This is a genomic window from [Mycobacterium] manitobense (genome assembly GCF_025821665.1).
GTDB lineage: Bacteria > Actinomycetota > Actinomycetes > Mycobacteriales > Mycobacteriaceae > Mycobacterium > Mycobacterium arseniciresistens.
In genome coordinates this window covers 1-12,791 of sequence record NZ_JACKSJ010000095.1, presented here as the reverse complement: position 1 = coordinate 12,791, position 12,791 = coordinate 1, and the positions used below count along the sequence as shown (strand labels likewise).

Annotated in this window: 11 protein-coding genes; 6 read left to right on the top strand and 5 right to left on the bottom strand. The window is 71.9% G+C overall.

Translation table 11 applies throughout. From position 1 onward, the window contains the following. The first annotated feature begins 201 nt into the window (after window positions 1–201). Window positions 202–555, top strand: a complete 354-nt coding sequence (locus H7I41_RS12475) for a hypothetical protein (protein ID WP_264012900.1) — start codon at window positions 202–204, stop codon at window positions 553–555. Window positions 556–570: 15 nt separating this feature from the next. Further along, window positions 571–1,962 (top strand): NAD(P)/FAD-dependent oxidoreductase, encoded by a 1,392-nt coding sequence (locus H7I41_RS12470; RefSeq protein WP_372503734.1) that lies wholly within the window; start codon window positions 571–573, stop codon window positions 1,960–1,962. A gap of 6 nt (window positions 1,963–1,968) precedes the next feature. On the opposite strand, the gene H7I41_RS12465 is transcribed toward H7I41_RS12470, so the two are convergent. After that, complete coding sequence (locus H7I41_RS12465) at window positions 1,969–2,574, bottom strand: YqgE/AlgH family protein (protein WP_264012898.1); 606 nt, start codon at window positions 2,572–2,574, stop codon at window positions 1,969–1,971. A 118-nt stretch (window positions 2,575–2,692) separates the two neighbouring features. On the opposite strand from H7I41_RS12465, the gene H7I41_RS12460 reads away from it, so the two are divergent. Next, window positions 2,693–3,973 carry an MFS transporter gene (locus tag H7I41_RS12460; protein ID WP_264012897.1) on the top strand — a complete coding sequence of 427 codons (1,281 nt, stop codon included), beginning with the start codon at window positions 2,693–2,695 and terminating at the stop codon, window positions 3,971–3,973. A 10-nt stretch (window positions 3,974–3,983) separates the two neighbouring features. Beyond that, complete coding sequence (locus H7I41_RS12455; RefSeq protein WP_264012896.1) at window positions 3,984–4,760, top strand: TIGR03084 family metal-binding protein; 777 nt, start codon at window positions 3,984–3,986, stop codon at window positions 4,758–4,760. On the opposite strand, the gene H7I41_RS12450 is transcribed toward H7I41_RS12455, so the two are convergent. The 4 genes from H7I41_RS12450 to H7I41_RS12435 form a co-directional block, all read right to left on the bottom strand. Then, window positions 4,757–6,646, bottom strand: coding sequence for a S9 family peptidase (locus H7I41_RS12450; RefSeq protein WP_264012895.1), 1,890 nt, complete (start codon window positions 6,644–6,646; stop codon window positions 4,757–4,759). The two genes, H7I41_RS12455 and H7I41_RS12450, sit on opposite strands and share 4 nt — an antisense overlap. A gap of 93 nt (window positions 6,647–6,739) precedes the next feature. Next, a complete protein-coding gene (locus H7I41_RS12445; protein ID WP_443735555.1) occupies window positions 6,740–7,348 on the bottom strand; it encodes a TetR/AcrR family transcriptional regulator in 609 nt (202 codons plus the stop codon). Between the two features lie 78 nt (window positions 7,349–7,426). After that, the gene (locus H7I41_RS12440; protein WP_264012893.1) at window positions 7,427–7,924 is read right to left on the bottom strand and encodes a pullulanase; all 498 of its coding nucleotides are present in this window, start codon (window positions 7,922–7,924) and stop codon (window positions 7,427–7,429) included. A 34-nt stretch (window positions 7,925–7,958) separates the two neighbouring features. After that, complete coding sequence (locus H7I41_RS12435; protein WP_264012892.1) at window positions 7,959–9,449, bottom strand: CCA tRNA nucleotidyltransferase; 1,491 nt, start codon at window positions 9,447–9,449, stop codon at window positions 7,959–7,961. A gap of 86 nt (window positions 9,450–9,535) precedes the next feature. On the opposite strand from H7I41_RS12435, the gene H7I41_RS12430 reads away from it, so the two are divergent. Both H7I41_RS12430 and H7I41_RS12425 read left to right on the top strand, forming a co-directional pair. Then, window positions 9,536–10,342, top strand: coding sequence for an NUDIX hydrolase (locus H7I41_RS12430; protein ID WP_264012891.1), 807 nt, complete (start codon window positions 9,536–9,538; stop codon window positions 10,340–10,342). Further along, entirely contained in the window at window positions 10,324–12,768 is a 2,445-nt protein-coding gene (locus H7I41_RS12425) for a DUF6049 family protein (RefSeq protein WP_264012890.1), read from the top strand. The genes H7I41_RS12430 and H7I41_RS12425 overlap by 19 nt, the downstream gene beginning before the upstream one ends. The last annotated feature ends 23 nt before the right edge of the window (window positions 12,769–12,791 follow it).

Sequence of the window (12,791 nt, the reverse complement as noted above, 5' to 3'; positions counted from 1 at the left end):
CGGCCGCCGCAGCAGCCGCGTCACCCGCCGCAGCGTCGGCCCCGGCGGTGCCGGCGGTGCCGCCAGTCGTGCCCGCGCCGCCCCGGACCCCGGCAGTGTCCGCACTGGCGGGCTAGAAGACGACGTCCCCCGGGCGAAGCCTGGCGCCCGGGGGGCGCCCCATCTGAGCGGGCGTTACCCGCGTTTCGTATCGTGTGACCCATGCTGATCACCGCGGTGCTGTGTCTGTGCGCCGCCGTCGCGATCGCGGGCGTCGGCCTCTGGCTGCTCACCCATCCCCGGCCCGCCGACCCCGTGCGGCAGGTGCTGCGGACCGTCGCGCCCACCCAACTCGCCGCCGCGGTCATGCTGGCCGCCGGCGGGACGGTCGCCCTGGCGGCCCAACCGCACACCGCACTGCTGGTGGTGATCGTCTGCGTGGCCGGAGCGGTCGGCACCGTCGCCGCAGGCTGCTGGCAGAGCGCCAAACTCGCCGCCGCACGCAACGCCGCGACGGCCCAAGACGGGTCAGGCTGCGCCGGCTCGTGCGCCGCGTGCACGCTGTCCTGCCACTGACCAGGCCCGCGCGTAATGCGCGAGGCCGCTGGGTACGCCCCTGCTGTGAGCGAACGCACAAAAGTACTCGTCATCGGTGGTGGCTTCGGCGGCCTGTTCTGCGCCCGCCGGCTCGGCCGCCTGGACGTCGACGTCACGCTCCTCGACCGTGCGGCCTGCCACGTCTTCCAGCCCCTGCTCTACCAGTGCGCGACCGGCACGCTGAGCATCGGGCAGATCAGTCGCTCGCTGCGGGAGGAACTGGAGCAGTACCGCAATGTGCGGGCCCTGCTCGGCGAGGCCGTCGACCTCGACCCCGACGAGCGGGTGGTGACGGCCCGGCGCCCCGACGAATCGATGTTCACCGTCGACTACGACGTGCTGATCCTCGCCGCCGGGATGCAGCAGTCGTACTTCGGCAAGCCGGAGTTCGCCCAGTTCGCGCCCGGGATGAAGACCCTCGACGACGCGCTGAGCATCCGCAGGCGGCTGTTCTGCGCCTTCGAGATCGCCGAGACCCTTCCGCCGGGACCGGAGCGCGACAGCTGGCTCACCTTCGTGGTGGCCGGCGGCGGACCCACCGGCGTCGAGCTGGCCGGTCAGATCCGCGAGATCACCACCCGGGCCCTGGCCAACCAGTTCCACAGCATCGAACCGACCGAGGCCCGCGTCCTGCTCTTCGACGGCGGTGAGCGCGTGCTCGCGGGCTTCTCACCGCGGCTGGCCGTCAAGGCGACCAGGACGCTCGAAGAGCTCGGCGTCGAACTGCACATGGGCGTGCACGTCACCGATGTGCTGAGCGACAAGGTCACCGTCTCGCCCAAGGACGGCGGCCCCGACGAGCACTACGCCGCACGCACCGCGCTGTGGACGGCCGGCGTCGAAGCGGTGCCGTTCGCCCGGCGCTTCGCCGAGGTGCTGGACGTCGAGTCCGACCGTGCCGGACGCATGGCGGTGGAGCCCGACCTCTCCGTGCCCGGCCATCCGGAGATCTTCGTGATCGGCGACCTCGTCGGCCGCGACCGGCTACCGGGCGTCGCCGAGAATGCCATGCAGGGCGGGATGCATGCCGCCGCGTGCGTGCGGCGCGACCTCGAGGGCAAGAAGCGCAAGCCCTACCGCTACCGCGATCTTGGTTCGGCCGCCTACATCAGCCGCGGGCACGCGCTGCTGGAGGCGGGACCGATCCAGCTCGCCGGTTTCCTTGGCTGGGTGGGCTGGGGCGTGATCCACATCGCGTTCCTCACCGGCGTGCAGAACCGTGTCAGCACGCTGGCGACGTGGCTGATGACGATCGCCAGGGCCAGCCGCACGGACCGCACCTTCCTGCTGGGCAGCCCGATACCGCCGGAAGATCCTTACACCTGGCCGACGGAAGCCTCTGCGCCACGGCATGCGATGCCCAAGGCCGAGGACGTCGCCTCCTGACCGGCGTCAGTTGCGGCTGATGTCGATCGGATGGGTCGCCAGCAGCGACAACGGCAGCGGTTGACGCCGCAGCACCCGGGACCAAAGGTCCACCCGCGGCTCGACCAGGACGTCGGTCGGCAACGCCGACAGCACGATCCAGTCGTCCCGCTCGATCTCGCCCTCGAGCTGGCCGATGGTCCAGCCGCTGTACCCGGCGAAGATCCGCACCCCCTCGATCAGCGGCGCCACCGAATCCGGGTCGGCGTCGAGGTCCACCATCGCCATCCGGCCCTGTACGTGCCGCAGTCCAGGCGTGCCGTTGGCCTCGACCCCCACCCGCAGCGTCGCCAGGCACAGCGCGGCGTCCCGCTTCACCGGGCCGCCGATGAACATCGTCTTCGGCTTGGTCGCGAGCTTCGCCCACTGCGGCAGGATGTTGTAGACGGCGGTCTCACTGGGCCGGTTGAGCACGACACCTAGGGTGCCGCCGTCGTTGTGCTCGACGACGTAGATGACACTGCGGCGGAACGTCGGTTCGAGCAGATCGGTGTTCGCCAGCAGCAGCGTTCCCGCGCGCACCCGGTGGGCAGCGGGGGCGATGAAATCCTCCGGATCCTCTGACTGCGCCACCACTCCATCATGGCATCAGCCGCTGGCCGACGTGGCCAACAACCGCCTCGCGGGCGAAGATTTGTACGCTGGACCGGGTTGCCGCTCCCCCATTGTTTGTAGAGGACGTGATCTCGCCGTGGTCGACTCGCGTCCGGCCCGGATGGTGTGGCGGTCGGTGCGGGCACTGCCGGAATTCCGGCGGTTGCTGGAGCTCCGCGCCGTCAGCCAGTTCGGCGACGGGCTGTTCGCCGCAGGGCTCGCCGGCGCCCTGTTGTTCAACCCCGAGCGAGCCGCCACTCCGTGGGAGATCGCGGGCGCGTTCGCCGTGCTGTACCTGCCGTACTCGCTGCTGGGTCCGTTCGCCGGCGCGCTGCTCGACCGCTGGGACCGGCGCGTCGTCCTCATTGGCGCCAACGTCGGCAGATTGCTGCTGGTGCTCGGCGTCGGTGCAATGCTCGCCGCGGGAGTGGGTGACCTGCCGATCCTGTTCGGCGCGCTGATCGCGAACGGGTTCACCCGGTTCGTCTCGTCGGGCATGTCGGCGGCGCTGCCCGACGTGGTGCCGCGCGATCGGGTGGTGGGGATGAATTCGGTGGCGACGGCCGTCGGCGGGATCGCCGCCTTCGCCGGCGCCGTCTTCATGCTGCTGCTGCGCTGGCTGTTCGGTGACGACGACACCGGCGCATCGACGATCATCTTCCTGGTCGCCGCGCCCGTGGCATTCGCACTGCTGCTCTCGGTGCGCTTTTCGCCCAACGTGCTCGGCCCCCACGAGAGCGTCCGGTCGATCCACGGGTCGGCGCTCTACGCCGTCGCGACCGGCTGGGTGCACGGCATCCGTACCGCGGTCGGCGTCCGCACGGTGGCCGCGACGCTCGCCGGGCTCGCCGCGCACCGGATGGCGATCGGCATCAACACTCTGCTGGTGCTGGTGATCGTGCGGCACAGCGACACCCAGGCCGTCGCCGGGCTCGGCTCGGCGGTCAGCTTCCTCTCCGCCGGCGCCGTCGGGCAGTTCCTGGCCAACTTCCTCACCCCACCCGCCGTCGGCCGGTGGGGCCGCTACGCCACCGCCAACGGCGCGCTCGCGTTCGCGGTGGTGGTCCAGCTCGCCGGCGCCGGTCTGCAGCTGCCGATGATGGTGGCGTGCGGGTTCCTGCTCGGCATCGCCGGTCAGGTCGTCAAGCTGTGTGCCGACAGCGCCATGCAGATCGACGTCGACGACGCGCTGCGCGGCCACGTGTTCACCGTGCAGGACTCGCTGTTCTGGGTGGCGTTCATCGGGGCGATCACGGTGGCGGCCTTCTTCATTCCGCCCGGCGGGCACGCGCCGGCGCTGGCCGTGGCGGGGTCGGTGGTGTACCTGCTCGGCCTGGCCGCGCACGCCGCCGTCGGGCGCCGCACGCCGGCTGGTTAACCTGACCGGCATGGCGGCAGCAGCGGCGGTGGTGGCCGATCTCCGCGCCGAGAGCGACGACCTCGACGCGCTGATCGCCGACCTGCCCGCCGAGCAGTGGACCCGGATGACGCCCGCACCGGGCTGGACCATCGCCCATCAGCTCGCCCACCTGCTGTGGACCGACCGGGTCGCGCTGCTCTCGGTCACCGACGAGGCCGCCTTCACCGAGGTGCTGGGCGCCGCCGCGACCAACCCGACCGGCTTCGTCGACGAGGGCGCCGCCGAGCTGGCCATGACCGCGCCCACCGAGCTGCTGGCCGACTGGCGGCACACCCGGGCCCGCCTGCATGACGAACTCCTCGGCGTCGCCGACGGCCGCAAGCTGCCGTGGTTCGGCCCGCCGATGAGCGCCGCGTCGATGGCGACCGCACGCCTGATGGAGACCTGGGCGCACGGCCTGGACGTCGCCGACGCGCTCGGTGTGACGCGCCCTGCGACGGCGCGGCTGCGGTCGATCGCCCACATCGGCGTACGGACCCGGGACTTCGCATTCGCCGTGCACGGACTGCCCGTTCCTGCGGCACCGTTTCACGTGGAACTACGCGCACCCGACGGGTCGTCGTGGACCTGGGGCCCGCCCGACGCCGAACAGCGCGTCACCGGTTCGGCCGAGGACTTCTGCTACCTCGTGACGCAGCGCCGCCCGCGCGCCGAGCTCGACGTGCGGGCCGACGGCGCCGACGCCGAGACGTGGCTGACCATCGCGCAGGCCTTCGCCGGCCCGCCGGGAGCGGGTCGCGACTAGACCGTCGGCGCCCTCCCGCCGAGGTGCCGGGCGAGGAAGCGTTCGACCGCGTGGTGCAGGTCGATCTGGTTCTCCGGGTTGAGGAAGCCGTGGCCCTCGTCGTCCTTGACCATGTACTCGACCTCGACGCCCCGCGCCCGCAGCGCCTCGACGATGTTGTCGGACTCGGCCTTGACGACGCGGACGTCGTTGGCGCCCTGCACCACGAGCAGCGGGGTGCGGATGCGGTCCACCCGGCTGATCGGCGAGCGGGCGAGCATGTCGGCCTCCTGCTCGGGATCGTCGGGATCGCCGACATAGCGGTGCCAGTTCGCGGCCAGGTGCGGCCGGGCGCCCGGAGGCAGGGTCCGCATGAAGTTGGCGAGGTTGGAGATCCCGACGTAGTCGATCGCGGCGGCGAACACGTCGGGGGTGAACGTGACGCCGACCAGCGCGGCGTATCCGCCGTAGGAGCCGCCGAAGATCGCCACCCGGTCCGGGTCGGCGTATCCCTCCTTGACGGCCCACTCGACGGCGTCGACGAGGTCGTCGTGCATGCCGCCGGCGAACTCGCCGACCGCGGCCTGCATGTGCGCCTTGCCGAAGCCCGTCGAGCCGCGGAAGTTGACCTGCAGCACCGCATATCCGCGGTTGGCGAGTAGCTGCACCGTCGGGTCGAAGCCCCAGCTGTCCCTGGCCCACGGACCACCGTGCACGACCAAGACCGTGGGCAGCCCGGCCGGTTCGACACCGACCGGCAGTGTCAGGTACGACGGCAGCGCCAAGCCGTCTCGCGCCGTCACGGTCACCGGTGTCATCGGCGCCAGCGTGGCTTGGTCGAGGTGGGGCAGCGGCCGGAACAGCAGTCGGCTCTCACCACTGCCGTGGTCGTAGTAGTAGGTGAAGCCCGGTTCGCGGTCGTGGAAGTAGGTGACCACCCAGTGCTGCCCACTGTCGTCGGACGACGTCAGGGCCAGGTCGCCGTCCGACAGCTTCATCAGGTTCTCCAGCACGGCGGCGAAGGCGGGGTTCAGCGCCCGGACGACCCGCCGCTCACCCTGGTAACGCACCCCGATCAACTCGCCGGTCCGGCGGTCCTGGATCAGCGGCGACGGCAACAACGGCACGACCAGACCGGTGGTGTCCAGGTCGAGGACGGGGTCACTGTCGACCTCGGTCTCCTCGCCCGTGGCGAGGTCGAGGTGGGCCAGGCGGGTGCGGTCGGTGCCGCGGTTCGACCCGAACCAGACGCCGGTGCCGTCGGGGGTGATGTCGAACGGGAAGATCCCGAGCGGGTGGTCGGCCCCGTCGAACACCGCGACCCGACGCAGTCCCGCCGCCGCACCCTCCCACTGCTGGATCTCGATGTCGCCGTTCGGCAGGGTCGCCATGGCCAGGACGGTGCCTGCACCACCGACCACCCACGCGGCGACGTTGCCGGGGTTCTCGGCGAGCATCGTCAACTCGCCGGTGGCGATGTCGAGCTCGTAGACGTCGATCAGTTCGACAGTGCGCCTGTTCATCTGGACGATCGCGGTGCCGGGCCGGCCGGGGAGCAGCTGATAGAACGCCCGCACCCCCGGGAAGGGTGTGAGATCGACCGCGGGCGAATCGGTTTCGTCCGGATCGGCCCGGAAGACGTGCCAGTTCTCGTCGCCGTTGGCGTCCTGCAGGTAGAGCAGCCACCGGGAATCGCCGGTCCAGTCGGAGCCCATGACGCTGCGGTTCGCGTCCGCGGTCACGCAGCGCCCGTTGTCGGTGGAGTCGGTGCGCTGCACCCACACGTTGAGCCGGTTCCGCCAGGGCGCGAGGTAGGAGATCCTGGTGCCGTCCGGGGAGATCGTCGCGCGGGCGCGCACAGGAGGGCTGAAGAGCTCCTCGACGGTGATCGGTGGTGGCAGTGGCATGTCGATCCTTTCTGTTGACGGCGGCGCGCGCCATCGACCGCCCCGGCGGTGAGACCGGGCGGAGTGCGGAATTCGGTTGTGGCGGTTGATGGCTCAGGTGGTCACGGGGCCACCGAGCCTGCCGTTGGTGGCATCGTTGATCGCCCGGTCCATCAGTGCCAGGGCCTCGGCCTGGGTGACCTTGCGGTTGTCCACGATGATCGCCCGGCTGACGTCCTCGTCGATGACGCGGAACGCGCCGGTGACGGCGGCGGCGCAGAGGCGCACCGTGAGATCGTCCGGCGCGAGGCGCAACCGCTCGGCGGCCACCGGGATCAGGCCCCGTTCGAGCCGGTCGTGGACCATCAGGTAGGCCGTGCGCAGTGCCGGTTCGGATTCGGTCATGGTGCTGATGCGCATACCGCTCCACTCGTCCTCGATGCCCTGTTCGTCGAGTGGATGTCGGGCGGTGTCCAGGGCGAGGTGCTCGCCGAGGGACAGTTCGAGCGGCCACCGGTGCAGGATCTCGAGGAACCGGTCGGCCGAACGCGCCAGCAGCGGCTCCACACAGCTCTCCTTCGTGCGGAAGTAGCGCCAGATCGTCCGGGTGGACAGCCCCGCGGCCGCGGCGATGTCGTCGCCGCTGGTGGCGGACACTCCCTTCTCCCAGAACAACGCCGCAGCGTGCCGCGAGACGGTCAGCCGCTTGGCGTCGGTGTCCACGCAGTCGCCTCCCGTCTCCGTGTCACTTAGTGACATCTCGACTGTGTCACTAAGTGACAGCCCCGTCAAGGTGGCGGCTCAGAGCTCGGTGGCGGCGTCGGCCTTCCCGTCCCCGTCGGAGTCGGTGAGCCTGACGTCCCAGCGGCCGTCGGCGTCGGTGTCCACCAGCGCGACACCCTCGGAGAACGCCCGGTCGGCCAGGCCGTTGCCGTCGCTGTCCGCCAGCCGGTCGTCGGCCTCACCGTCGGCGTCGACGTCGACCAGCGGACCGCCCACCTGCTCGGCGCCGTCCAGCCCGAACCAGCGCACCTGACCGGCCCGGTCGACGCTGAGCAGCCAGGTCCCCGAGCCGTCGTCGGTGAAGTGCGCCTCGGCGCGGTCGTCGTCGTCGAGGTCGAGGGCGGCCTGCTCGGCGAGGCCGTCCCCGTCGCGGTCGGCCATCACGTCGTCGAGGCGGCCGTCGCCGTCGAAGTCCAGGCCGACCGCGTCCGGCCGGCCGTCACCGTCGAGGTCGACGTCGGGCTCCGCGGTCCACATGGTCGCCGACCCGTCACCGTCGCCGAGGCAGTACTCCATGTGGGTCAGACGCCGCGCCGTGGCGGGCGGTTCCCTACGTGTTCTGGCGGGTGTTCCACCAGGCGAGCAGTTCGTCGACGGCCTCGTCGTGGTCCAGCGGCCCGCGGTCCAGCCGCAGCTCCTTGAGATACCGCCACGCCTCGCCGACCTCGGGACCCGCCGGGATGTCCAGCAGCCGCATGATCTCGTTGCCGTCCAGGTCGGGCCGGACCCGCTGCAGATCCTCCTTGGCGGCCAGCTCGGCGATCCGGTGCTCCAGGTCGTCGTAGTTCGCCTGCAGCCGCGCCGCCCGCCGCTTGTTGCGGGTGGTGCAGTCGGCCCGCACCAGTTTGTGCAGCCGCGACAACAGCGGTCCGGCGTCGGCGACGTAGCGGCGGACCGCCGAGTCGGTCCAGCGGCCGGTCCCGCTGCCGTCGGCGTAGCCGTGGAACCGCAGGTGCAGGTACACCAACTGCGAGACATCGTCGACCATCTGCTTGGAGTACTTGAGCGCGCGCATCCGCTTGCGGCTCATCTTCGCGCCGACCACCTCGTGGTGATGGAAACTCACGCCGCCGTCGGGTTCGTGGCGGCGGGTCGACGGCTTGCCGATGTCGTGCAGCAGCGCCGCCCAGCGCAGCACCAGGTCCGGGCCTCCGACATCCCCCGAGTCGCTGCGCTCCTGCCCCCGGGGTCCCTCGAGGTCGATCGCCTGCTTGAGCACCGTGAGCGAATGCCAGTACACGTCCTTGTGCTGGTGGTGCTCGTCGATCGCCATCCGCATCGCGCCCACCTCGGGCAGCACCACGTCACCGAGCCCGGTCTGCACCATCAGGTCGATGCCCGCCACCGGATCGTCGCCCAGCAGCAGCTTGTCCAGCTCGGCGGCCACCCGCTCGGCGGTGATCCGGCCGAGCTGCGGGGCCATCTCGGTGAGCGCGGTGAGCACCCGCGGGGCGACGCCGAACCCCAGCTGCGACACGAACCGCGCGGCCCGCAGCATCCGCAGCGGGTCGTCGCCGAACGACACCTCCGGCGCCGACGGCGTGTCGAGCAACCGCGACCGCAAGGCGGCCAGGCCGTTCAGCGGGTCGTGCAGCTCGCCGATGCCGTCGGCGGTGATGCGCACCGCCATCGCATTCACCGTGAAATCGCGGCGCACCAGGTCGCCCTCGAGTGTGTCGCCGAACTGCACCTCGGGATTGCGTGACACCTGGTCGTAGCTGTCGGCGCGGTACGTGGTGATCTCCAGCCGGTGACCGTCCTTGCCGACGCCGAGGGTGCCGAACTCGATGCCGGTGTCCCACAACGCGTCCGCCCACCCGCGCAGCAGCTTCTGCATCTGAGCAGGCCGCGCGTCGGTGGTGAAGTCGAGGTCGGTGCCGAGCCTGCCGAGCAGTGCGTCGCGCACACTGCCACCGACCAGGTACAGGTCGTGACCCGCATCGGCGAACACCGCGCCGAGCTCGCGCAGCAGCGAATCGTGCCGGTGGAGCGCGGCGACCGCACCGGCCAGCAGTTCGAGGTCAGCAGCGGAGTCGGACACGTTCGATGAGCCTAGACGGTAACGGTCCTGCACCGACCGGTGAGTGCGGCCGGGACGTATACCAGGTGGCAGCTACTATCGCTTGGGTGTCGGAAGGCGAACAGGCCAAACCACGACGGCGCCGCGGGCGTCGCCGCGGCCGACGCGCGGCAGGCCCGCCCGAGGCCGGCCAGCAAGCCGGCCAGCAGGCTGGTCAGCAAGTCGTCGGCCCGCACAACCATTCCGCGGCGCCCACCCCGCCCCGCACCCCCGCCGAACACGCCAAGCAGCAGAAGAACCGGCCGCGCCGCCCGCCGGAACGGTTGCGCACCGTGCACGAGACCTCCGCGGGCGGCCTCGTCATCGACGGTCTCGACGGACCCAAGGACGGTCAGGTCGCCGCGCTGATCGGTCGCATCGACCGCCGCGGCCGGATGCTGTGGTCACTGCCGAAGGGCCACATCGAACTCGGCGAGACCGCCGAGCAGACCGCGATCCGCGAGGTCGCCGAGGAGACCGGCATCCAGGGCAGCGTGCTGGCCGCGCTCGGCAGCATCGACTACTGGTTCGTCACCGAGGGCCGCCGCGTCCACAAGACCGTGCACCACTACCTCATGCGGTTCCTCGGCGGTGAGCTCTCCGATGAGGACGTCGAGGTGACCGAGGTGGCGTGGGTGCCGCTGAAGGAGCTGCCGTCGCGGCTCGCCTACGCCGACGAGCGGCGCCTCGCCGAGGTGGCCGGCGAGCTGATCGACAAACTGCACTCAGACGGCCCCGCTTCGCTGCCGCCGCTGCCGCACAGCTCGCCGCGGCGGCGCCCGCAGACCCACTCCCACACCCGCAACCGTCGTCGCGACGAGTCGAGCCCACCCACAACAGGCCGGCGGACGAACGGATGCGGACAGGGGCCGTGACCGCCCGGCGCCGCCCGGCTGTGCTGCCGCGGCTCTTCGCCGCCGTGGCGCTGCTCGTACTCTTCGCCGTCCCCGCCGCGCTGCCACAGGCCGCCGCGGGTGAGCCGGGCGCCACCCCGTTCCTGCAGCTGCGGATCGACCGGGTCACCCCCGACGTCGTCACCACCACCAGCGAACCCGTGGTGACGGTGTCCGGCGTGGTGCTCAACGTCGGTGACCGCCCGGTGCGCGACGTGATGGTGCGCCTCGAACACGCCGCGGCGGTGGACTCCTCCGCGGGGCTGCGCACCAACCTGACCGGCAACGTCGACCAGTTCGCGCCCGTCGCCGAATTCGTCACGCTCGCTCCCGAACTGCAGCGCGGCAGGCAGGTGCCGTTCACCCTGCGCTACCCGCTGCGCTCCCCCGACCAGCCCTCACTGGCCATCGGCGCGCCGGGGGTGTTCCCGGTGCTGGTCAACGTGAACGGCACTCCGGACTACGGCGCGCCGGCCCGGCTCGACGACGCCCGGTTCCTGCTGCCGGTGCTCGGCGTCCCGCCCGACGGCGCCGCCGCGTCGGTCGCCGAGACCCTCACCTCCGTGGTGCCGCCCGACACATCCCGCCCGGTCCGCCTGACCATGTTCTGGCCACTGGCCGACCGGCCGCGCCTCGCGCCGGGCGTCCCCGGCGGCGCGGCGCCCGTGCGGTTGGTCGACGACGAGCTGGCCACCTCGCTGGCGCCGGGCGGCCGGCTGGACACCCTGCTGTCGGCGGTGGACTTCGCCGTCGGGCCGACCGTGGACGCAGGCGGTCAGCTCAGCGGCGCCCTCTGCCTGGCCGTCGACCCCGATCTGCTCGTCACGGTCAACGCGATGACCACCGGTTACGTCGTCAACGAGGGCGTCGATGCCGGACCCGGCACCCCGACCCGGCCCGGCACCGGTCAGGACGCCGCGATCAGCTGGCTCAACCGCCTCAAGGCGCTGGCACAGCGGATGTGCGTCGCGCCCACCACCTACGCCCAGGCCGACCTCGACGCCGTGCAGCGCGTCGGCGACCCGGCGCTGCGCACGATCGCCACCACCGGCGCCGCCGACATCGTCGACCAGCTGCTGGGGATCCCGTCGGTGCGCGGCGTGACGATCGTCGGCGACGGTCCCCTGACCGGACCGGCCGCGCAACTGTTGTCCGCGCGGGGCCGCCGGGTGGCCATCGCCGCGGCCGACCTCACCGCGCAGGACTCCGCGACCGGTGTGCTGAGCACCGCCGACCTCGCCCCGATGCGCCTCGCTCCCGACCTGGTCGCGGTGCCGTTCGACCCGACCGTCGGGGCGGCCCTCGCCGGGGTCGGCTCCGAGCCGGTCGCCCCCACCTACCTGGATCCGTCGCTGGAGGTCCCCGTCCAGCACGACTCCGAGGTGGCCCGCCGCCAGGATGCGCTCGGCTCACTGCTGTGGCGTGGTTTGCGTCCGGACGCCGCGCCGCGCAGCCAGCTGCTGATGCCGCCGCTGACGTGGAACGTGCGGGCCGACGACGCGCAGGCGATCCTGACCGCCGCAGCCACCGCGATCCGCGCCGGCCTCGCGGTGCCACGTCCGCTGGCGGAGGTGATCGCCGACGGCGACGCGCTTCCGCCGCAGCCGCTGGCCCCGCCCCCGCCCGCCGAACTGGGCAACCCGGACGGCCGAATCGACCAGGCGGTCACGTCCGGCATCGCCGCGGCCGTCGGCCGGCTCAACGGACTCTCGGCGGCGCTGACCACCGACACGCGCACCGGCCTGACGGGCACCCAGTACACCGCGCCGCTGCGCGAGGACATGCTGCGCGCGCTCAGCCTGGCCGTGCCGCCCGGTGCCCGCAACGGGCTTGCGCAGCAACGGCTCTCGCGTGTCGCGGAAACCGTCGACGACCTGTTCGGCGCGGTCACGGTCGTCAATCCCGGCGGCGCCTACACCTTGGCGACCGAGCGCAGCCCGTTGCCGCTGGCGCTGCGCAACGACCTGCCGGTCCCGGTGCGGGTGCGCCTGCAGGTCGACGCCCCGCCGGGCATGTCGGTGACCGACATGGGTGTCATCGAACTACCGCCGGGCTTCCTGCCGCTGCGGGTGCCGATCGAGGTGCACTTCACCCAGCGGGTGGCGGTCGACGTCGCACTGCAGACCGAAGACGGGCTGCCGCTCGGCGAACCGGTGCGGCTGTCAGTGCACTCCAACGCCTACGGCAAGGTGCTGTTCTTCATCACGCTGACCGGCGGCGCGGTGCTGGCACTGCTGGTCGGCCGGCGGCTGTGGCACCGGTTCCGCGGCCAGCCCGACCGTGCCGACCTCGACGACGACATCGACGACGAGCCGTCCGACCCGCTGGACACCGCGATCCGGCACGCGCCCGGCGCGGACGCCGACGCGAGCCGGGTTGGCCGCGCATCGCCGGGCGACCGGGCATGAGCACGACCGGGCGGTGGGGGCCC

Bases quoted from the DNA above. Each gene is read 5' to 3' on its own strand.
- H7I41_RS12440 (WP_264012893.1), bottom strand. From the start codon at position 7,924: ATGGAGTACTGCCTCGGCGACGGTGACGGGTCGGCGACCATGTGGACC.
- H7I41_RS12475 (WP_264012900.1), top strand. From the start codon at position 202: ATGCTGATCACCGCGGTGCTGTGTCTGTGCGCCGCCGTCGCGATCGCG.
- H7I41_RS12425 (WP_264012890.1), top strand. From the start codon at position 10,324: ATGCGGACAGGGGCCGTGACCGCCCGGCGCCGCCCGGCTGTGCTGCCG.
- H7I41_RS12455 (WP_264012896.1), top strand. From the start codon at position 3,984: ATGGCGGCAGCAGCGGCGGTGGTGGCCGATCTCCGCGCCGAGAGCGAC.
- H7I41_RS12450 (WP_264012895.1), bottom strand. From the start codon at position 6,646: ATGCCACTGCCACCACCGATCACCGTCGAGGAGCTCTTCAGCCCTCCT.
- H7I41_RS12470 (WP_372503734.1), top strand. From the start codon at position 571: ATGCGCGAGGCCGCTGGGTACGCCCCTGCTGTGAGCGAACGCACAAAA.